The organism is Streptomyces sp. NPDC102278 (genome assembly GCF_044766345.1).
Taxonomy (GTDB): Bacteria; Actinomycetota; Actinomycetes; order Streptomycetales; family Streptomycetaceae; genus Streptomyces.
The window spans coordinates 41,583-61,904 of the sequence record NZ_JBIWLV010000029.1 but is presented as its reverse complement, the minus strand read 5'-3'; the positions used below and the strand labels follow the sequence as shown (position 1 = coordinate 61,904).

The following is a 20,322-nucleotide window of genomic DNA, read 5'->3' as shown; positions in this document are numbered from 1 at the left end:
CACAACGGCTACCGGTCGGCGGTGGTGGTGAGTGAACATGTCGTTCCCTTTACTTGGACGGGTCGCACAACAGCGGCCAGTGAGACACGTGCGAGGGGGTGGATACGGGGTCGGTCGTCGTCACGTTCGCCATCCGAGGTTGTGGGGCCGGGCGAGGCTGTCCGAGGGAGATCCGTTCCGGACTCGCTCGTCGATGAACCAACCGAGGACCGACTCCCGCACGGAGGAAGGAATCCTTCACAGTCGGCCTCTTTCAAACTTGATGCAACAGAGAAAAGCGCTGTTTCCTTCATAAGTCAACAGTGTGAAACCTGCGGTTTCCGATCGATGCACCCCCGTGACCTTCTACGACACACTCGACTCCTCGCCCCGCCAACCCTTGCACTGTGGCGCCCTGACGTCCCCGGGAGCGCGCGACCGGGCCGGAACGACGGCCTTGGGGCATGCCGCACAACGGCTCCACATGCGTGTTGATATTCGCTGATTCATGTTTGACTATGTTCGCTCACGCGGCCCTTTCGAGGGCTCACTCCCCCGAGGACTCGTTCCAGCGCTGCTCAGCCGCCGGGCCGGTGCGGCCGAAGACGGCGGCGGCGCCGGGCGACCCGCTCCCTGATGTCACGGCGTAGCCCGGTGCGATACGGGGCTTGATGCGCCCCGCCGCGTCGGTGGAGAAGACCAGGTTGTCTCCGGTGGCCTTGCCGAGGGCCGAGCACGACCAGACGCCCACGCCGTCCCCGGTGTTACCGCGCGCGTCCATGCAGAAGCCCGGGTTGGCGGCATTGTGCAGGAGCCCCTTGTCGTCGAGCCGCCACTGCTGGGCCGGCGCCCCGGCACGACATCGGGCGGTGATCACATCGACGCCGTTCGCCAAGGCACCGCCACGGACGTCCAGACACAGATCGGTGGCGGAGTTGACGGCCGGTACGTACCCAGCGGCGCGAAACGGTCGCCCCCGCTCGGCGGCGGAGCTCGCCGTCGGTGGAGGGCTGGACGAGGACGAACCGCCGGCCGACGCCCCGGCGGACGGTGACGCGCGGGGGGATCGACTCGGCGAGGCCGACGAGGAGGGCGACGCCGCGGTCCCCGACGGCGCCGGGGATGCGGCGCCGTCGCCCGCGTCGGCGTCGGCGTGCGGTCGCGGCGGCGCCGCACCGTTCGCGGAGGGCCCCCACGCCGGTCGAGCGACGACGGCGAGCGCCACCGTCGCGACGAGGACCGTCGCGACGCCGAGGGTGACCCGCCCGGACCGCTTCCGAAGGAAGGCCGACAGGCCTCGACCACCATCGTCCGGCTGGGGTCGCCCCCCGGCCGGTGCCACCGCGGCCGGGGTCGGCGGTTCGGCAGCGACGCCCGCACCCGTGCGGGCACCCCCGTGCACATGGAGGGAGCCGATGGGGCCGAGCAGCGCACAGGCCAGCAGGGGACGGGGAGCGTCGCGGAGAGCCACGAGGCCGCGGAGGGCACCCGCGCAGCCGGGGCACGCGTCGACGTGGTGCGTCAGGTCGGGATTGCCGCGCACGTCCGCCCGCTCGGCAGCCGCGCCCAACAAGCGGGTGTAGGCGGGGCAGTGCGCGACGGGTCCCGCCTTCGCGTGGACTCTCAGGAAGGCGTCGCGGCATGCGGCCAGTGCCCGTTGCGCCAGGTCGGGTACGCGGTCGGACCGATCCCCCGTGATCACGGCGACGCGGTCGTCCGGCTCCTCCTCGACCACGGAGTGCCAGAGGACCGTCTGGGTGCGGGCGGGCAAGGTGGTGAAGGCCCGCCGGACGACCGACGGGAGGGCCGGATCCCAGGTCGCCTCCTCCCCCACGTCGCCGGTGGACGACGGTGGCGCGGCTCCGGCGGGATGTCCGGTCCCTTCCGTGGATGCCGACACGATCGTCAGCAGCATCAGGCGAGGTGGTCGGTCGAGGGATTCGGCGGTTGAGGAGAGCAGCGTGCGCAGGAACTGGGCCATCGCCTGGTCGGCGGCTCGGGTGGCGGGCAGGGGATCGTTGCCGATGGCCCGGGCGAAGGCCGTGACCTGGGGCCGGTGACGCCGTCGCAGTTCGGCCTCGGCCGAGGGGGCGGCCTGGGCCGCGGTGCGGATGACATCGCACAGTTGCTGGTCGGCCATCCGACTCACGGCGGAGTGATGATTCGTCGACACGTGGGGAACGTCCTGGATGGGGAGTGGAAAGTCGCCCCATTGTTCAGGACATGACGCCCCCGCCGATAGCTGTTTCCGGTGCCGATTTCGGATATCCGACCCAAGAGAATTCGGGCCGGATTTCCGGATCGCACTTCACGCGCAGGGCGATTCGCCGGAATTCCCCTCGCTGAGAGGTCCGGTTTCACAGTGCCATGCCGGAACGCCATGCCGGCGATGCCGAATGACCAGGAACCGAGATGACCGGCACGCGTTTCGCGCCGTGCTGGGGGGTCCGGATCCCTGCCCTCACCGGAGGGTCGGGCGTGCCCGGGTCGGCACACGAGGGCGCTCGACAGCACCCTCACACCGAACAGAATCAGACACACACGCAAGGAAGTCAACACCAGGATTTCCCGTCCACCCGCCTCCCGGCGCCACGCTCGCCAAAGCTCGGCGGCGCGGTTCCCGGCGGGTATGGGAGCCCCAGGCACCGAATCACCCGGACTCCTCCCCAGGCGTCGATCGGGCGGACGGACCGCCGGCCGACGACATGGGACGAGCACTTCAGGACACCGACCGTCCTTCCGCCCACACGTCGTGGCGGGTGGACCCGGGCCCCCGCAGCCCCTCCCCCGGGCGTCCCCTCCCGCACCCCTTCCATCGCGGCAATTCCCCGGGGCGGGCCGGGCGACCCTGCGGGCTCGTTTAGCGGATCGTTATCAACCGGGACCCCACTGGACTGGATCTTCCCGCTTCACACACAGTAAGTTCACCGTTCACCCCCCTCCGTGAATTCACCTCCCCCTCCCTCACCCAACGATCTCCCCGTATTGAACGCGGCGTCAATTACCCGTCCCGATGCGGGACCGACCAATACCGGGTTGCGCGGCGACGCACGCCGAGGGGCTGTACGGCATGTCCCGGAAATCCGACTGGAGTCCCGTGAGCACCCCTTTTTGCCCTCGATGCGGTGACCTTCCGCGGTGCGCCTGCGTCGCGGCCCACGACACCGCGGCCGCCGGCGTCCCGGCTCAGTTCGACCAGGAGTGGGTGCGGCCGTACCTCTCCCTGCACGAACCGGCGCCGGGTGACGGGCCGATGACCACCACGGTGTCGTGGGTCATACCGCAGGTGGTCCACGAGAGCGAACTGCCGCCCGGCAGCGAGCGGTTCGGTCCGCCCGTGGTCATGGTCAGGACGGGAGGCCACCGGGCACGGAAACCCGAGCGGCGGCGGCGTCCGCTCCCCGTCACCGCGGCGCTCGCCACCCTGATCGGCTCCGCGGCCATCGCGGGTACGTACGCGCTCGCACGGGGTCACGACACCCGGGACGCGGCGGCGCCCCCTCCCGCGAGCAGGCTCGATGTGGTCGACGAGGACGAGACACCGGACGCCACGCCTGACGCGTCACCCGAGCGGCCCGGGCTCCCCGGCTCGCTCCCCAGTGGGAAGCAGCGGAACGTTCCCGCCGCCGGGCGCGGTCTGCCGGCCACCACGCCCTCCATCGCGCCGTCCACGCCCTCTGCTCCCACGACCGGTACCACGGCCCCGGGTTACGCGACGTCCAACGGGCCGCTGCCGGACGACGGTCCGGGCACGACGCCGTCTTCCAGCGCGCCGGTGACTCCCGTCGAGGGGCCGACGCTGCGCCGCCACGACACCGGGCCCGAGGTCGTGGACCTACAGCGCCGCCTCACACGGATCGGGTCGTGGGACATGCCCACGCGAGGTCGCTACGACCGGCACCTGCAGGACGAGGTCGCCCGGTTCCAGGCCGCGCACGGCATCCACGGCGACCCGCCCGGGGTCTACGGCCCGACCACGCGGCGGCTGCTCGAATCCCTCACGTCCTGACGAGCGCCGGAGGAAGGACGAAAGACGGGCCGAGGACCGTCGACCCGCAAAGCCGGCGAGGCGCGGTCCGCCCGTCGGGGCGGACGCGCCTCGCCGGCTCCCGCTCAGGTCACCATTCGGCGAGCGAGCCGTCCGCCCGCCGCCACACCGGGTTGCGCCAGCGATGGCCGGTCTCGGCGGCCCGCTCGACGGCCTTCTCGTCCACGTCGATACCGAGTCCGGGCGCGGTGAGCAGGGCGACGTGACCGTCCTGGTACCGGAAGACGGACCGGTCGGTGAGGTAGTCCAGGAGGTCCGATCCCGCGTTGTAGTGGATCCCGAGGCTCTGCTCCTGGATCAGCAGGTTGGGAGTGGCGAAGCCGACCTGGAGGCAGGCGGCCAGCGCGATCGGCCCGAGGGGGCAGTGTGGGGCCAGTGAGACGTCGTGTGCCTCCGCCATCGCCGCTATGCGCCGCACCTCGGAGATCCCGCCGGCATGCGACAGGTCGGGCTGCGCGACGGCGATCCCCTGCTGGAGTACCGGCTTGAAGTCCCAACGGGAGTAGAGCCGTTCTCCGGTGGCGATGGGAATGTTGGTGGAACGGACGACCTCGCCGATGTGGGCGCTCATCTCGGGGACGACGGGTTCCTCGACGAAGAACGGCAGGTAGGGCTCCAGCAGCGGCAGCACCCGACGGGCCATGGGGAGGGTGAGCCGTCCGTGGAAGTCCACGGCGATGTCGAAATCGTCGCCGACCTCCGTGCGGACGCTCTCCACCCGTTCGACGATGTCGCGGACGGCGCGGGGCGTGTCGATGAGTTCCAGCTGGGGCGAGGCGTTCATCTTGATGGCCGTGAAGCCCTCGGCCTTGCGGGCCGCGGCCTGTTCCGCGACATCGTTCGGGCGGTCGCCGCCGATCCAGCTGTACACCCGGGCCCGGTCGCGGACGTTGCCGCCGAGCAGCTGCCACACGGGGACCCCCAGGGCCTTGCCCGCGATGTCCCACAGCGCCTGGTCGATGCCGGCGACGGCGCTGGACAGGACGGGGCCACCACGGTAGAAGCCGCCCTTGGTGAGGACCTGCCAGTGGTCCTCGATGCGCATCGGGTCCTGGCCGACGAGGTAGTCCGAGAGTTCCTCGACGGCTGCCGCGACGGTGTGGGCGCGGCCCTCGACGACGGGCTCGCCCCAGCCGGTGATGCCCTCGTCGGTGTCCACGCGCAGGAAGCACCAGCGGGGGGCGACCAGGTAGGTGCGCAGGGATGTGATCTTCACTTGGACTCCTTCTTCACGGCCCAGCCGCCGTCCACGGTCAGGTTCGTGCCGGTGATGTACGAGGCGTCGTCGGACGCCAGGAAGGCGACGGCGGCGGCCACTTCGTCGGGGCGGCCCAGCCGCCCAAGGGCCGTGGCCCGGGCGGAGAGCAGGCGCCCCTCCTCGTCCACGTCCGCCCAGTTCTCGGTGAGGATGGGGCCGGGGAGCACTGCGTTGAAGCGCACCTCGGGCCCGTATTCGACGGCGAGTTGCCGGATGAGCGCGCAGATGCCGCCCTTGGCCGCCGCGTAGGCCGGGTGGCCGGGCAGGCTGCACAGCGCGTGCACGCTGGACGTGGCGATGAAGGATCCGCGGGCGGCGCGCAGGTCGTCCAGGAACGTCCGCACGGCCAGGTAGGGCGCCTTGAGGTTGACTGCCAACTCACGGTCCCAGCCGCTTCCGGTCAGCTCGTGGGCGGGTGCGTCGGTGTGGATGAAGGCGTTGCTGTGCACGACGGCCACCGGGCCGAACAGCGCGTGGGTGCGGTCCTTCAGGTGGCTCCACTCCTCCTCGGAGGAGACGTCGCACCGGATGAACTCGGCGCGACCGCCGTCGGCGCGGATCTTCCGGGCGAGTGCGGTACCGGCCTCCTCGGCGACGTCGGCGAGGACGACGGTCGCTCCTTCGGTGGCCAGGCGTACCGCGCTTGCGGCGCCGATGCCGGACGAGGCGCCGGTGACGACGACGGTTCGCCCTGTGAATCGGTTCATGGGTTGTCTTTCCTGTGTTCTCGTGGGCCTGGGCGCCGGGGCACGTCCGGTCAGCGGGTGACGTCTTCGCCGTGCAGGAGGTCGAGTTCGGCGCGTCGGGGCAGGCCCTCCCAGTCGCCGGGCGAGGCCACGGCGAAGGCACCGCATGTCGCGGCGAGTCGGAGGCGGTCGCGGAGGGACGCGCCGTCGAGGAGTCCGGCGAGGTATCCGGCGACGAAGGCGTCCCCGGCTCCGATCGGGTCCACCAGGGTGACCGGCACGATGTCCTGAACGGCCTCCTCGTTGTCCGTGGCCGCGAGGGCTCCTCCAGCGCCGAGCTTCAGGACGGCCTCGCGCGGGCCGAGTCCGAGCAGGGTGCGCGCCATGGTGGCGGGGTCGGCGTCGGGGACGACCAAGGCGGCCTCGTCGGGGCCGGCGAAGACGATGTCGGCGAGGTGGACGAGGTCGGAGAGCTCGGCCGCGGCCTCCTGCCGGGACCACAGCCGGGCCCGGTGGTTGAGGTCCAGGGAGACGGTGACGCCGGCGGCGCGGGCGAGGTCGACGGCGCGCCGGACCGCGGCGCGCGGGGCGTCGCCGAGGGCCGGGGTGATGCCGGTGACGTGCAGTACGCGGGCCCGGGTCACGAGTTCGGGGTCGATGTCCTCGGGAGCGAGGCGGGAGCCGGCGAGGCCGCGCCGGTAGTAGGTGACGCGGGTGTGGTCCGGTGTACGGCGCTCGCGCAGCATGAGTCCGGTCGGCGCGGTGTGGTCGACGCGGGCGCGGGTGACGTCCACGGCTTCGCCGCGCAGCCCGTCGAGGATCATCGTGCCGGCGCTGTCGTCTCCGACCCGGCCGGTCCAGGACGCCTGGTGTCCGAGGCGGCTGACCCCGATGGCGACCGTGGCTTCCGCGCCGGCGAATCCCAGACGGAGCGAGGTGCCGGTGGCGAGCGGGCCGGGCCGGTCGGGGGCCAGGACGGCCATGGTCTCCCCGAGGGTGACGAGGGCGCTCATGAGCGGATGCCGTCCAGCAGCGTGGCGGCCCGTTCGCGCAGCGCGTCCAGGTCGCCTCCTTCGCAGGCGTCTCCGACCAGCGGGCTTCCCATGCCCAGGGCGCTCGCCCCGGCCGCCAGGTAGGCGGGGGCCTGGTCGAGTGCGATGCCGCCCGTGGGGATGAGCGGGATGTGCGGCAGCGGGGCACGGATGGCCCGCAGGTACTCCGGGCCTCCGGTGGATGCGGGGAAGAGCTTGACCATGGTGGCGCCTTCCGTCCACGCGGCCACGATCTCGCTGGGCGTAAGGGCCCCGGAGAGCACGGGGACGGCCAGGCGGCGCGCCTCCCTGATGACGTCCGGGCAGACGGCCGGGGTGATGAGGTAGGTGGCGCCGGCCTCCACGGCGCGCGCCGCGTCGGAGGGGGTCATGACGGTCCCCGCGCCGAGGGCCAGTCCGGCGGGCTTGGACCCGGCGTACTCGCGCAGCGCGTCCAGGACGCCCGGTGTGGTGAGCGTGAACTCGACGGCTCGGATGCCCGCGTCGTGGAGGGCGTCGGCGGTGGCGGCGAAGTGGCGGGGTGAGTGCGAGCGCAGGATGGCTATCGCGGGGGCCGCGGCGAGCGCGGGGGCCAGATCGGTCATGATGCGGAACCTCGGGAGTGTTGAGGGGTGGTGGGCGCGGGGAGGGCCGTCGGAGCGTCGGCGAAGGACGGGACGGGCAGACCGGTGGCCCCGGGCCGGCAGAGGAAGAGCCGGCCGGCATGCGGCTGCGCCGAGAGCTGTTCCGGGGTCAGGCCGTCGGCTGCGGTGGTGATCACGAGGAGGTCCAGGTCGGGGCCGACGAAGGCACAACTGGAGACCTGCGAGACGGGGACGGTCACGACGGCGTGGAGGGCGCCCTCGGGGGTGTACGCCCTCACCTGGCCGGCTCCCCACACCGCCACCCAGACCCTGCCCTCGGTGTCGACGGCCAGGCCGTCCGGTACGCCGGCGGGGCCGGTGTCGACGAAGGGGCGGCGGGTCGTGAGCGCGCCGGTGACGGGGTCGTGGTCGAAGACGTCGACGCGGCGCGTCGGGCTGTCCGCGTAGTACAGCAGCCGGCCGTCCGGGCTCCAGCCGAGGCCGTTGGAGATGGTGACCGAGTCGAGCAGGGTCGTCACGGTGCCGTCGGGGGCCAGGCGGTAGAGGCTGCCCGCGCCGGGCGTCCCGTCGTAGGACATGGTGCCGGCGAGCAGCCGACCGTCGGGGTCGCACTTGGCGTCGTTCATCCGACGCGGCGTTCCGTCGTCGGGCACGTCCGGAGCGGCGAACTCCGTGGCCACTCCGGCGTCGTCGACGTACAGGAAGGCCGTACCGGCCGCGACGAGGAGCCCGCCGGACGCGCGGAGCGCGACCGCTCCGACGGGCCGGTCGAGGCTCACGGTGGTTCCGGGCCCCAGGTCCGGCAGGCCGCTGTCGTCGTCGCGGGCCACCAACGGGGCCCGGTGGACGAGGCCCGCGGTGATGTCCACCCACAGCACGTCACCGCGCCCGGCGTGCCACACCGGTCCTTCGGTCAACTGTCCGGGCACGGGTGCGCACGGCAGTGCGGTCAGTTGCATGATGTCGCTCCTCACTTCCGACGGCGAAACTCTAAGCCTTCTTCTAACCCATGTACATAGTAATCGTCCAACGCCTGGAATAAGCTCTGACGTCAGCACAACCGTCTCTGCCCCCGGGCGGAGTGAGAGGACGCGCCCCATGGCCAAACGCACGGCACAGGACATCCGCCGCCGCAACCGGTTCGACGCGCTGCGATGCGTCTTCGCCGCCGCCGGCCCGGCGAGCCGGCAGGAGATCGCCGCCGCGACCGGACTGTCCTTCGCGACCGTGGCCAACCTCGTCGCGGAGTTGCTGGAGGCGGGCGTCCTGGCGGAGGCCGGCCACGAGGACTCCAAGGGCGGGCGCCCGCGGGCGCGCCTGACCGTCAACGCGGAACGCGGGGCCCTGATCGGGATCGATGTCGCGGAGACGTCCGTACAGGTGGAGTTGTTCGACCTGGCGCTCACGGTGCTGCGGAGCGTGCGGCTACCCCTTCCGCAAGCCGATGTGCGGCCCGACGACGTGGTCGAGGCCATCGTGGCCGGGGTCGAGGGTCTGACGGACACCGCGGAAGCGTCCGCGCGCATCCTCGGCGCGGGTGTCAGCGTCCCCGGCCACGTGGAGCGCGAGGGCGGCGTGTCGGTCTTCTCGCCGTACTGGTCCTGGCGCGACGTACCGCTGCGCTCGCTCCTCGCCGAGCGCCTCCCGATGCCCCTGTACCTGGACAACCCGCTCAAGGCCGCCACCGTCGCGGAGATGTGGTTCGGAGCCGGGAGCGAATTCGACGACCTCGTCGTGGTGACCCTCCGGGCCGGCGTCGGTGCGGGCATCGCGATCGACGGCGCGCTGTACCGGGGTGCGACCAACAGCGCCGGCGAATGGGGTCACACCTGCCTGGTCCCCGGCGGCCGGGAGTGCCGGTGCGGGAGGCGGGGATGCGTGGAGGCCTACGTCAGCACGCGCGGCATCGCCCGGACCGTGCGGGAAGTGGACGAGAACAGCCCCCTCTTGGAAGCCGACGAGGACGCCGTCGTCGCGAAGGTCGCCCGCGCCCGCGCGCGGGGAGACGCCGTGGCGGCCGAGACCGTGACGCGGACCGCCCACTACCTGGGAACAGCCGCGGCCGATCTCCTCAACCTGTTCAATCCGCAGGCCCTGGTGCTCGGCGGTCCGGTGGCGGAGCGGCTCGGCGAGCCGCTGCTACGGCAGACCCGCGACGTCATCGCGGAACACGCCCTGCCGGCGACCCGGCAGGCCCTCACCTGCCGGCTCAGCACCATCGCGGACAACCCCGTGACCCTGGGGGCGGCCACCTTCGCCTTGGAGGGCTTCCTCGACGACCGCGAGACCTTCGGCACCGTGGCGGCGGGACGTCGCGCCGCCAGGGCGGCGAGGGAGCGGACGCCCTGAGGCGGACCGGCGCCCGGCCGGTTCAGCCGGCCGGGGCCGCCGTGCTCTCGCGCACCACCAGAACCGGCTCCACGGACGCTTGCCGTGTGGTGTCGGCCCCGCCGATCTGCTCCAGGAGCAGCGTGACGCAGTGCCGGCCGACGGCGTCGAAGTCCTGCCGGACGGTGGTGAGCGGGGCGGGGAAGAACGCGGCTTCGGGAACGTCGTCGAATCCGGCCACGCTGACGTCGTCCGGCACCCGCCGCCCGGCCTCGTGCAGGGCGCGCATGACGCCGAGGGCCATCTGGTCGTTCGCGGCGAAGATCGCCGTCACGTCCGGGCGGGTGGCCAGTTCACGTCCGGCGCGGTACCCCGAGGCCGCGGACCAGTCCCCGTACAGGAGGGGCGGGGCGACGGCGCCCGCGTCCTTGAGCGAGCGGTGCCAGGCCTCGGCCCGGCGGCGCGCCGCGTAGGAGTCGCGCGGTCCCGCGATGTGCCAGACCGTGCGGTGGCCGAGTCCCAGCAGGTGCGCCACGACGCTGCGGGTCCCCTCGGCCTGGTCGATGTCCACGTTCGCGTAGCGGTGGCCGGTGTCCCCGTCGGCGAAGACCACGGGGACGGCGGACGGCAGCCGCAGTTCGGGGGTGTCGAGGATCTGCGACTCGATCAGGATGATGCCGTCCACCGACTGCACCATCAGCTGCTGGAACGCCTGGCGCACGGCGGCACCGGTCTGCGCACGGGCTCCCATGAAGTTCACGAAGAGGTCGGCCTCGCGAGCGGCGTCGGTGATGGCCGCGAAGGTCCTGGCGTTGCCGTAGGCACTGATGTCGAAGCTGATGACGCCCAGCGTCCCGAACCTGCCGGTCACCAGCGCCCGCGCGGCCGTGTTGGGCCGGTAGCCGAGCAGCTTCATGGCGGCCAGCACCCGCTCGCGGGTGGACGCGTCCACGTTCTCCCGGTTGTTGGCCACACGGGAGACCGTCTGCGAGGAGACTCCCGCCATGGCGGCCACGTCGGCCATGGAGGGCGACTGGCGCAGCGGACGGGACCTGGGTGATCGTGATCCGACTTCGCGCGGCATCTGGACCGGACCTCCGAACCGGGGCTTCCAAGGGAACTGCGGGCACTTCCGTACGGATGTTAGCGCTACCCACCCGGGGAGGTGCAGGCCGCCGGGATTCAGGGGGAGGGCGACTTCGACAAGGCAGGGCGGACCCCAAGCGGTGGCCGCGCTCGCGCCGGCTACTCGCGGTTTCCTTGGCACGGCCCCCCACCGCTTCGACGTCACCCCGAGCCGAACATGTTGACGTGAACCCACGGCACGGAGGGCCCTCCCCCGGTGCGGGGCACGGGCGGTGCCGCCGCCGCGCGGTGCGGATGCGGCGGGGAGGCCCACGGCGGACCGGTACAACCTCGACATCGGCTCCGTCCACGATTCAGGCAAGTCGGTGCGCGGCATTCACCTGACGGCCTCTCTGGTTGCGTAAACACAAGGGGTCCAGACCCACCTGCGGGACTTATCCGAGCCCGCGTCTTCGACAGCGGAAGGACCCCCTCCATGAAGCGCAGGTCTCTGCTCACCGCGACGGCCGGCGCCGTCGCCCTCGGCGCGTCAACGCCGATGACCGCGCGAGCGCACACGCTTGACCGGGCTTCCACGCCCCTCACCACCTTCAACGTCATCAGCGACATCCAGGGCGACCTGGGCGACTTGACCGTCGCCCTGAAGGACATGGCCGCCACCGCCCCGCACGGCGCGGGGCTGGCCGTCGCCGGAGACATCACCCCGCGCGGCTACGACTTCGAGTACGCGGCGGTGCGGCAGGTGTTGGAGCGCGGCCCACGCCCGCGCAAGGTCGCCTGGGCCATCGGCAACCACGAGTTCTACGTCCCCAAGTACTCCGATCCGCAGACGCTCGCCCTGTCGACCTGGCCCAACGGCGCCACCGAGGACTCCCTGTTCCGCAGCTTCCACCGGTTCGCCGGGCGCGGCCGGGTGTACGACGAGACGACGTTCGACGGCATACCGGTCCTCAGCATCGGAACCGAGCGCTACATGCACTACCACGACCCCGAGCTCTGGGACGATGTGTGGTTGACCGAGGCGCAGTTGACGTGGCTGGAGGAGCGGCTGTGCCACTGGGCCGGTCGCCGCAAGCCGGTCATGGTGATCGCCCACCACCCGCTGCCGGACACGGTCTCGGGTACGCGCAACAAGCTCTACATGAGCGACTACCTCCAGGCCGACGCGCTGCTCGACCTGTTGGGGCGCCACCGGGACGTGTTCCTCTTCAGCGGGCACACGCACTGGAACCTGGCCCTGTCCGACTGGCACGTACGGCGGGTGGTGCCCGGCACCGCGAACCTGGACGGGTTCTCCGTGTTCAACACCGGTGCGGTACAGACCGGTTACACCGACAACGGGCAGGGCGGTGAACACACGGTTCCCGGCGTCTTCAACCAGGGTCTCCAGGTCGAGGCGCACCGGGACCGCATCGTCGTGAAGGCCCGCGACTTCGCGGCGGGACGCTGGCTGAAGCAGATCTCCGTCCCCCTGGCCACCAGGATCTGACGAGGCATCCACGGACCGCAGGCAACCTTCGGGCGCGTGTGCGCATCTCCTCCTGCGAGCACCGCGGGGACCCCGGCCGCCGACATCCTCCTGACAGCGAACACCCCTCCAACCGGGCCGACTTGGATGAAGGGCCCGCGCAGACGCCGGCACGCCCGGAGAGGGTGACTCTCCGCTCCGACTCCATGCACAAGTCGTCACAAGTGTTTACAAGCTGTTGACATTCGGGCAACCGACAGGCCACCCTCTGGGCACAAATGTTGGTTCACGCGCAAACTTGTTGGTTCCTGTGTGAGTGGAGGGCGGGACCTTCCCCTCACACGGGAACCACGCCCGCGCGGTGACATCAAGGATCTGCATGCGAAGAGTGAGATGCCTTCTCGTGGGCCTGAGCCTGCTCCTCCCCGTCCTGGGCGGAGCGCCCACAGCGCTTGCCGCACCCGTCACCACCGAATCCGGCACCCAGTTCCCGGACACCTCGGGAGCAGGGGTGCAGGCCCATGGCGGTGGAGTGCTCAAAGTCGGCGACTTCTTCTACTGGTTCGGCGAGGACCGGGGCGAGGACAACAAGTTCCGCCATGTGTCGACGTACCGCTCCAAAGACCTCAAGACCTGGGAACCCCGGGGCCATGCCCTGACCCAGGAGGCCGACCCCGAGATCCGCTCCGCGGTGATCGAACGCCCCAAGGTCCTCTACAACGAGAAGACCAAGCAGTACGTGATGTGGATGCACAAGGAGGCGGACGACTCCTACGGCGAGGCGAGGGCCGCGGTGGCGGTGTCCTCCACGGTGGAGGGCCCGTACGAGTGGAAGGGCTCCTTCCGCCCGAAGGACGCCTCCGGGGCCGAGCACATGTCCCGCGACATCACGGTGTACGAGGACAAGGCCGCCGGCAAGGCCTACATGATCTCCGCCGCGAACCACAACGCCGACCTCCACATCTACGAACTCAGCGACGACTACACACAGGTCAAGCAACTGGTGGCGAATCCCTGGCCCGGTCAACACCGGGAGTCGCCCGCCCTGTTCAAGCGCGGGGACGTCTACTTCATGCTCACCTCCGGCACCAGCTATTGGGACCCGAACCAGCAGAAGTACGCCACCGCCACCAGCCTCGCAGGTCCGTGGTCGCCGATGAGGGACGTCGGCAACCACAACGGCCACCACTCGCAGACCACCTTCGTCCTACCGGTGGACGGCAGCGAAACCACCAGCTTCCTCTACATGGGAGACCGGTGGGCGGGTGTGGGCGCCGACCCCAAGCGGGTCAACGACTCGACCTACGTGTGGCTTCCGTTGGACTTCCCGACGGCCACGAGCATGGCCCTCCCCTGGTACCCCCAGGTCTCGATCGACACGGAGACGGGCCGGGTCTCCGGCTCCGGGGGTGACCCCCTGCACACGATCACCGGCCGGCAGGGCGGCGCCTGTGTGACCGTGCCCGACAGCCTCTCCGACAACCAGGTTCCGGTGACCCGGGAGAAGTGCGCCGGCGGCCTGAACAGCCAGTGGCGGTTCACGGACAACAGCGACGGACACGTCCGCGTCCTCGCCCAACACAGCGGCAAGTGCCTCGACGTCGCGGACAAGTCGACCGCCGACGGCGCCGAGGTCAAGCAGTACGACTGCGGGAGGGACGACAACCAGCGCTGGCGCTTCGAGACCCTCCCCGACGGCTCCGTCCAGATCGTCGCCCGACACAGCGGCAAGTGCCTGGACGTCCAGGGCGGGGCCGCCGCGGCGGCGGGGGCCAAGGTCGTCCAGTCGGAGTGCGACGGATCGGCCGGTCAGGCGTGGAAAGTCGACGCCGCCACGCATCCCACCGACCCCACGGACCCGAACCAACCCCCGGCTCCCGGCACGGCAGACCAGCAGCTCACCACCTCGGTCAAGGCCGGCTTGCTCACGATGTCGATCACAGCGGACCCCGTCCGATTGCCCCCGGTCGATTTCGGCGCCGGAGGCACCTCGACCGGACACCTCAACACGGTCGCCGTCAAGGACTTCCGCGGCGGCAAGGCCGGCTGGTCACTCACCGGCAAGGTCACCGACTTCGCCGGGTCGCGCGGAAGGATCGACGCCGACCGGCTCACATGGACACCCACGTGCACCACGAAGGCCGACAGCCCCGGCACGTGCACCGCGGGAAGTCCGGGAACCGTCGGAAAGGGCGGTGCGACCCTGGCTTCCTCGCCCGACGGTGACGTGACCGGCGGAGAGTTCACCGCCGACGCCGCCGTGTCCCTTGACGTCCCGAAGTACACGCCCGTCGGCGAGTACGCCGGAACCCTCACCCTCACCCTCCTCTGACCGCGCCCGCGTGCCGGACGCCACGCGTCCGGCACGCGACGCCCAGAAAGCTGAAGAGCCATGCGCGCAGCCTCCGTCGCCCTCCTCCTCATTGTCCTGACGGCCCTCTCCCCCGCACCGGCCGGCGCGGCGGACAACGGAGAATGGTCGGTCAAGCCCGCGGACTCCGCGATCACGCCGCGGGCCGCGTTCCGGCTCCCGGCACACCCCGGCACGACACTCTCCGACCGTGCCGTCGTCAGCAACACCACGGACAAGGACCTGACGTTCCGCCTGTACGTCGCCGACGCCCACAACACGGAACGCGACGGAGGACTTGCCGTGCGCGGCGTCGAGGAGACCCAGCGGGACGTCGGCGCCTGGGGAAGGCCCGAGCGGGACGTCATCACGGTTCCGCCGCGTTCGGCGGTGACGGTCGGCATCACGTTGCGCATCCCGCGGGACGCCTCGCCCGGGGACCACGTGGGAGCCCTGGTGGCCGTGGATGAACGCGTCCGGCCCGGAACCGGCTCCCGTCTGGGCGTCCAACGCGGCGTCGGAGCCAGGATCTACCTGCGCGTCGACGGTCCGGAACGGCCCGGCGTCACCGTCGAGGACGTACGGTTCGACGCGCGGAACCCCTCGATACCGTGGACCGGCGCCGCCGAGTCCACCGTCTCCTACACCCTGCGCAACACGGGCAATGTGAACCTCGATCCCCGGGTCTCCGTCCACGTGGGCGGGGTCTACCTGGGAGGGCCCGCCGAGCGCCGGTTGACGAACGTGCCCGCCGAACTCCTCCCGGGACAGAAGGTACGGCTCTCCGCGTCCTGGCCGGGCGCACCCCTCGCGGGCTGGGGCGATGTGGCCGTGACGGCGACCGCGGACGGCTCACGCGGCTCCGGATCCGACGGCTTCCTGGAAGTGCCGTGGTTCCTCGTGGGATGCCTGGCGCTCCTGTCCGCCGCCGGGATGACGGTCCTTCGGCGCAGGCGCAGGCGCGGGGCGACACCGGCAGCGGAGGCAAGGTCGGCCGCACAACCAGAACCGGCAGCGCCCGCAGCACGGCCCGCCGACCCCGAGTGACCTCCCCTTCGAGCGACGGACCCACGCGATCGAGCCGACATGTGGCCGAAGCCGGTGGTGTACGCGCTCGGTGGCGAGCGGTTTCGCGCAGGTCGGGGCTCCCACGCGGTCGCACGGGCCGCAGGGGAGCACTTGACAGGGGGCTCCCGAACACGCAACCTTCCAGCGCTGATCGATTCTGTGGGGATGCGTTGGATTCTGAGTGTTCTTGAAGAATCCTTTCCCTCTCCTGCTCGGTCGGCCCCGATGTCCCCGACGCTTTCCAGGAGGCAGATCAATCATGGCCAAGGCGTTACCTCGCACCCTCGCACTCGCGGCAGCGGCACTCAGTCTCGCCCTCGGCTTCGCCGGCCCGGCCGGCGCGACCCCCGGCACCGGGCCGGTCAACGGCCCGGCTTCCGGTACGTCGGTGACGGGGACATCGGCGAGCGGTACATCGGCGATCGAGACGTTGGCGACCGGGACGTTGGTGAGCAAGGCGGGCACGTCCGTCACTGTCACGGCCGGCGTGGGCCTGGGCAACACCATCTCCGTGTGGCAGGTCGGCGACACGATCCGGGTGAGGGACACCGGCGACACCGTCACCGCCCTCGGCGGTTGCACCGCGGTCGGGGACAACGAAGCCGTCTGTCCGGGGGCCGGGAGCCTCACCGAACTCGTCGTCAACGCCGGTGATCAGGACGACGACGTCACGTCCTTCCTCGCGAGTCCCGGAGTGACGCTCGTCGGCGGCGCCGGGAACGACAGTCTCTACGGCGGGAGCGCCAACGACACCCTGGAAGGCGACGAAGGATCCGACTTCCTCTCCGGGGGAGGCGGCAACGACACGCTCACCGGCTCCAGTGGCCCGGACCGGCTCTTCGGGGGGCCGGGCAACGACTCGATCGACGGCCGGGGCGGCTCCGACATCATCAACGCCGGAGCGGGAAACGACGTGGTGAGCGGCGGCAACGGCAACGACCACGTGATCGCGGGCACCGGCAACGACTACGTGGAGGGCGGCGCCGGCCGGGACACCCTCGACGCCGTCGACGAGGTCGGCGGCAACGACCACGTCCTGGGGGGAACCCAGGACGACACGTGCCGGGCCGACCTGGGCGACAGCGTCACCGACTGCCCGTGACCCGCAGCCAGGATCCGTGCGGGACCTGCCCGCCACGCACGTGCCCACGACGAAGGAGACACCTCACATGGCGATGCGACACATCCGCACGATCCGCACGCTCCTCGCGGCGGGAGCCCTCCTCGGCGCCGCGCTGAGCGGCACCTCGGCCTCGGCCGCGCCGCTCACGGCAGGCCCCCGACACCTCGCGAGCGCCACGGTGGTCGAGATGTCCGGCGGAACCCTGCTCGTCACCGCCGGCCAGGGTGTGGCCAACGAGATCACCGTCCGCCGTCAGGGCGGCGTCGTCCTCGTGTCCGACACGGCGGCGGAGTTACGGGCGGCGGCCCCCTGCAAGCCCGGCTTACAGGGCGGCGCGGAGTGCCCCGTCCCCACGGCCGTACAGGTCGACGGCCAGGACGGCGACGACTCCCTCACCGTCTCCCCGAACGTCGACGCCCCCGCCACCCTCTACGGGGGCAGTGGCAAGGACCAGCTCAACGGCGGCCCGCAGGCCGATCGCCTCGTCGGCGACGCACCGGCCGGCGCACTCGGCTCCGCGTCCGCGACTCCGGGCAACGACACCATCAACGGCGGGCCGGGCAACGACACCATCTTCGGGCTCGGAGGCAACGACACCATCAGCGGCGGCCCGGGGAACGACACGCTGACCGGGAACGAGGGCAATGACACCCTCAACGGCAACGCCGGGAACGACACCCTGATCGGGGAGGCCGGCAACGACACCCTGAACGGCGACGAGGGCACCGACACCCTCGACGCCGTCGACGGCGTCAACGCCAACGACAGCCTCGACGGCGGTCTCGCGATCGACTCCTGCACCCGCGACTCCGGCGACACCGTGGCCAACTGCCCCTGACCGCCGCGGTACTCGCCGCGGGCCGTGCCCTCACCCGGACGCGGCCCGCGGCGCCCCGCCGGATCCCATTTCTGCGACATCGAGAGAAACAATCCGCCACGGCCGGAATCACAGGTTCGACGGAACTCCCGCCTCCGTCTCGGCCCGTGGCCGACCCCGGCGGCGACTTTTGGTCTGGACCAATGGGTGAGCCGGTCGCAGACTGTTCCGATGAACCCGTTACGGATCAGCTCGTGAGCACGCCCCGGACCGGCGATCTGCCACTGCACCGGCTGGAGGTCCCATTCCCGCACCTCCTGCCCTTCGCCGTCGGATCCTTCGACTCCATCGGACCGCTCTCCCGCGCGAACTTCCCGCACCGGCACGCGTTCTATGAGATCGTCCACGTCACCGGCGGTCGCGGCGCGCACGTGCTCGACTTCGTCCACCGGCCCCTGGAACCGCCGCACCTGTGCGTGATCACACCCGGCCAGGTCCACCACTGGGAGAACGCCGAGGAACTCACCGGTCGGGTGATGCTCTTCAACGAGGACTTCCTCCTCTCCCACCCCCACGACGCCGTCGCCCTGGACCTGCTTGCCGACCGGCCATGGCTGCGTCTGAGGGACCCCCAGGACGGGATCCCGGATCTATTGGCGGAGATGGAACACGAGTACCAGACCCTGGGCACCGGATACGCCGGGGTGCTGCGCGCCTATCTGCACATCCTGATCGCCCGGGCCCTGCGCAACCGCGAGCCGGGTGCGGAGCGGGGAACCGCGGCGCCGGGACGTGCCGCCGAGCTGGGCGCCGCGTTCATCCGCCTGATCTCGTCCCCGGGCGGTACGGACTCCTCCGTGGCCTCCTGCGCGAAGGAGCTGGGCGTGTCCGCCGGGCACCTGCACGCGCTGGTGAAGGAGGCCACCGGTCAGACCCCCGGCCGGCTCATCCGCCACCGGCAGACATTGGAGGCCAAGCGGCTGCTGGCCCGTACCGACCTCACGATCCGACAGGTGGCACGGGACACGGGCTTCGCCGACCCGGCGTACTTCTGCCGCTTCTTCCGGCGCGAAACCGGCCTGACCCCGGGGGACTACAGGGCGGCGATCGGCCCGGGGAGCAGCCCGCAGAGCGGAGGAATTCACCATGATCCCCGGATCCCGTCCATCGCGGCCGCCGCGAAGCGAACCGTAGGTTGACAGCGAGGGGTCCGGGCGAGCGGGTGCGCGCCTCCCGTCCCCGGGCCGCGCCCCACCGCGGCCCGGGGGCCCGGATCAGCCCACCACCTTCCCCGCCCCACGAGTGAGAAGGAGTCCGACCCGTGCCCAGCCCCGGAGAACACACCACCGACCCGTCACGGTCCGCACCGCCGAACGGCGCCCCCGCTCCCACCGGCCGGCCGAGCCCGCTGAGCCGCAAGAACTTCCTCAAGGCCGCCGCCCTCGCGGCCGGTACGCCGCTGCTCATCGGCGGTGGAGTGGCCCTGGCCCGTGAGCAGCGCGGGGCCGGCACCGCGCCCGGGCTGACCCCGGCCTGCGACGACGGAGACCATCCCACCGTGCCGCAGACGGAAGGTCCCTATTTCAAGCCGAACTCCCCGCTGCGTACCTCCCTGGTGACCGCGTCCACCCCGGGCACCCGGCTCACGGTCAGCGGATACGTCTTCGGCCGGGCCTGCCTGCCCGTCGCGGGGGTCCTGCTCGACTTCTGGCAGGCCGACGTGAACGGCGCGTACGACAACACCGGATTCGCGTTCCGGGGCCACCAGTTCACCGATTCCCAGGGGGCATTCCGGCTGGCCACCATCGTGCCGGGGCTCTACCCAGGACGCACCCGGCACGTCCACGTCAAGGTGCAGGCCCCGGGCCGGCCTGTGCTGACCACCCAGCTGTACTTCCCGGGGGAGCCGCGCAACAGCACGGACTCGATCTTCGACGCCCGGCTGCTCATGAACGTACGTGCGAATGGCCCGGCGAGGGAGGGCACCTTCGACTTCGTCCTGGACGTGCCGCAGACGCCGTCGCCGTCCCCCACGGTCACGCCTCCCCCGAGTACCCCGCCCGGGGGCTCCTGGGCGCCAGGAACCGCGTACCGGACCAGCGACCGGGTCACCTACGGAGGGTCGGCGTACACCTGCGTCCAGGCCCACACCGCGGTTCCCGGCTGGGAGCCTCCGAACGTTCCCGCCTTGTGGAGCCGCGGTTGAGCCACCCGCCGGCGGCGCTCCCGGGCAGGCCGGCGCGGAGGGAGGAAACTCCTCCGCGCCGGCCCCGCTTCGGGGGTCCGTCGCCGTCCCGGTCTAGGTGTGATCCGTACCCGGCATCGCCACGGCGGACGATCAAAGGCCCCTTGTACGAGGAGCCGCCCGCCCCGATCCGTGTCGTCGCCGAGCCACGGGGCACCGCCGCCGAAGAGGCCCTCGCGGTCGCGCGCGGAGTTGGTCCGGCCCCCGCCGTACCGGCGGCCGCGAACCAC

General features: G+C 71.4%; 16 protein-coding genes. 9 read left to right on the top strand and 7 right to left on the bottom strand.

Translation table 11 applies throughout. The annotated features are described in order from the left end of the window. Positions 1–526: 526 nt before the first annotated feature. Positions 527–2,152 carry a ricin-type beta-trefoil lectin domain protein gene (locus tag ACIRO3_RS35695; protein ID WP_404143809.1) on the bottom strand — a complete coding sequence of 542 codons (1,626 nt, stop codon included), beginning with the start codon at positions 2,150–2,152 and terminating at the stop codon, positions 527–529. 1,080 nt (positions 2,153–3,232) lie between these two features. Between ACIRO3_RS35695 and ACIRO3_RS35690 the strand changes: the two genes are divergently transcribed. Continuing rightward, positions 3,233–3,988, top strand: coding sequence for a peptidoglycan-binding protein (locus ACIRO3_RS35690; RefSeq protein ID WP_404143807.1), 756 nt, complete (start codon positions 3,233–3,235; stop codon positions 3,986–3,988). A 109-nt stretch (positions 3,989–4,097) separates the two neighbouring features. On the opposite strand, the gene dgoD is transcribed toward ACIRO3_RS35690, so the two are convergent. From dgoD to ACIRO3_RS35665, 5 genes are read right to left on the bottom strand one after another with little or no spacing between them, the layout of a single operon-like run. Further along, positions 4,098–5,243, bottom strand: a complete 1,146-nt coding sequence (gene dgoD / locus ACIRO3_RS35685; RefSeq protein WP_404143806.1) for a galactonate dehydratase — start codon at positions 5,241–5,243, stop codon at positions 4,098–4,100. Beyond that, positions 5,240–5,992, bottom strand: coding sequence for an SDR family NAD(P)-dependent oxidoreductase (locus ACIRO3_RS35680; protein ID WP_404143804.1), 753 nt, complete (start codon positions 5,990–5,992; stop codon positions 5,240–5,242). The genes dgoD and ACIRO3_RS35680 overlap by 4 nt, the downstream gene beginning before the upstream one ends. Before the next feature lie 50 nt (positions 5,993–6,042). Then, on the bottom strand, positions 6,043–6,984 hold the full coding sequence (locus tag ACIRO3_RS35675; protein WP_404143802.1) for a sugar kinase: 942 nt from the start codon (positions 6,982–6,984) through the stop codon (positions 6,043–6,045). After that, positions 6,981–7,607 carry a bifunctional 4-hydroxy-2-oxoglutarate aldolase/2-dehydro-3-deoxy-phosphogluconate aldolase gene (locus ACIRO3_RS35670; RefSeq protein ID WP_404143800.1) on the bottom strand — a complete coding sequence of 209 codons (627 nt, stop codon included), beginning with the start codon at positions 7,605–7,607 and terminating at the stop codon, positions 6,981–6,983. The genes ACIRO3_RS35675 and ACIRO3_RS35670 overlap by 4 nt, the downstream gene beginning before the upstream one ends. Then, on the bottom strand, positions 7,604–8,566 hold the full coding sequence (locus tag ACIRO3_RS35665) for an SMP-30/gluconolactonase/LRE family protein (protein ID WP_404143798.1): 963 nt from the start codon (positions 8,564–8,566) through the stop codon (positions 7,604–7,606). The genes ACIRO3_RS35670 and ACIRO3_RS35665 overlap by 4 nt, the downstream gene beginning before the upstream one ends. 139 nt (positions 8,567–8,705) lie before the next feature. Between ACIRO3_RS35665 and ACIRO3_RS35660 the strand changes: the two genes are divergently transcribed. Further along, positions 8,706–9,956, top strand: a complete 1,251-nt coding sequence (locus tag ACIRO3_RS35660; RefSeq protein ID WP_404143796.1) for an ROK family protein — start codon at positions 8,706–8,708, stop codon at positions 9,954–9,956. Positions 9,957–9,978: 22 nt separating this feature from the next. On the opposite strand, the gene ACIRO3_RS35655 is transcribed toward ACIRO3_RS35660, so the two are convergent. Then, complete coding sequence (locus ACIRO3_RS35655) at positions 9,979–10,959, bottom strand: LacI family DNA-binding transcriptional regulator (RefSeq protein ID WP_404143794.1); 981 nt, start codon at positions 10,957–10,959, stop codon at positions 9,979–9,981. 537 nt (positions 10,960–11,496) lie between these two features. Here ACIRO3_RS35655 and ACIRO3_RS35650 point away from each other — a divergent pair. The 7 genes from ACIRO3_RS35650 (at position 11,497) to ACIRO3_RS35620 (ending at position 20,053) form a co-directional block, all read left to right on the top strand. Then, complete coding sequence (locus ACIRO3_RS35650; protein WP_404143792.1) at positions 11,497–12,510, top strand: DUF4073 domain-containing protein; 1,014 nt, start codon at positions 11,497–11,499, stop codon at positions 12,508–12,510. 358 nt (positions 12,511–12,868) lie between these two features. Then, complete coding sequence (locus ACIRO3_RS35645; protein ID WP_404143790.1) at positions 12,869–14,821, top strand: RICIN domain-containing protein; 1,953 nt, start codon at positions 12,869–12,871, stop codon at positions 14,819–14,821. A 60-nt stretch (positions 14,822–14,881) separates the two neighbouring features. After that, the gene (locus tag ACIRO3_RS35640) at positions 14,882–15,886 is read left to right on the top strand and encodes a DUF916 domain-containing protein (protein WP_404143788.1); all 1,005 of its coding nucleotides are present in this window, start codon (positions 14,882–14,884) and stop codon (positions 15,884–15,886) included. A 280-nt stretch (positions 15,887–16,166) separates the two neighbouring features. Continuing rightward, a complete protein-coding gene (locus tag ACIRO3_RS35635; RefSeq protein WP_404143786.1) occupies positions 16,167–17,009 on the top strand; it encodes a calcium-binding protein in 843 nt (280 codons plus the stop codon). 67 nt (positions 17,010–17,076) lie between these two features. After that, positions 17,077–17,868 (top strand): calcium-binding protein, encoded by a 792-nt coding sequence (locus tag ACIRO3_RS35630; RefSeq protein ID WP_404143784.1) that lies wholly within the window; start codon positions 17,077–17,079, stop codon positions 17,866–17,868. 233 nt (positions 17,869–18,101) lie between these two features. Next, positions 18,102–19,046 (top strand): AraC family transcriptional regulator, encoded by a 945-nt coding sequence (locus ACIRO3_RS35625; protein ID WP_404143783.1) that lies wholly within the window; start codon positions 18,102–18,104, stop codon positions 19,044–19,046. Between the two features lie 122 nt (positions 19,047–19,168). Then, a complete protein-coding gene (locus ACIRO3_RS35620) occupies positions 19,169–20,053 on the top strand; it encodes a carbohydrate-binding protein (RefSeq protein WP_404143781.1) in 885 nt (294 codons plus the stop codon). Positions 20,054–20,322 lie beyond the last annotated feature (269 nt).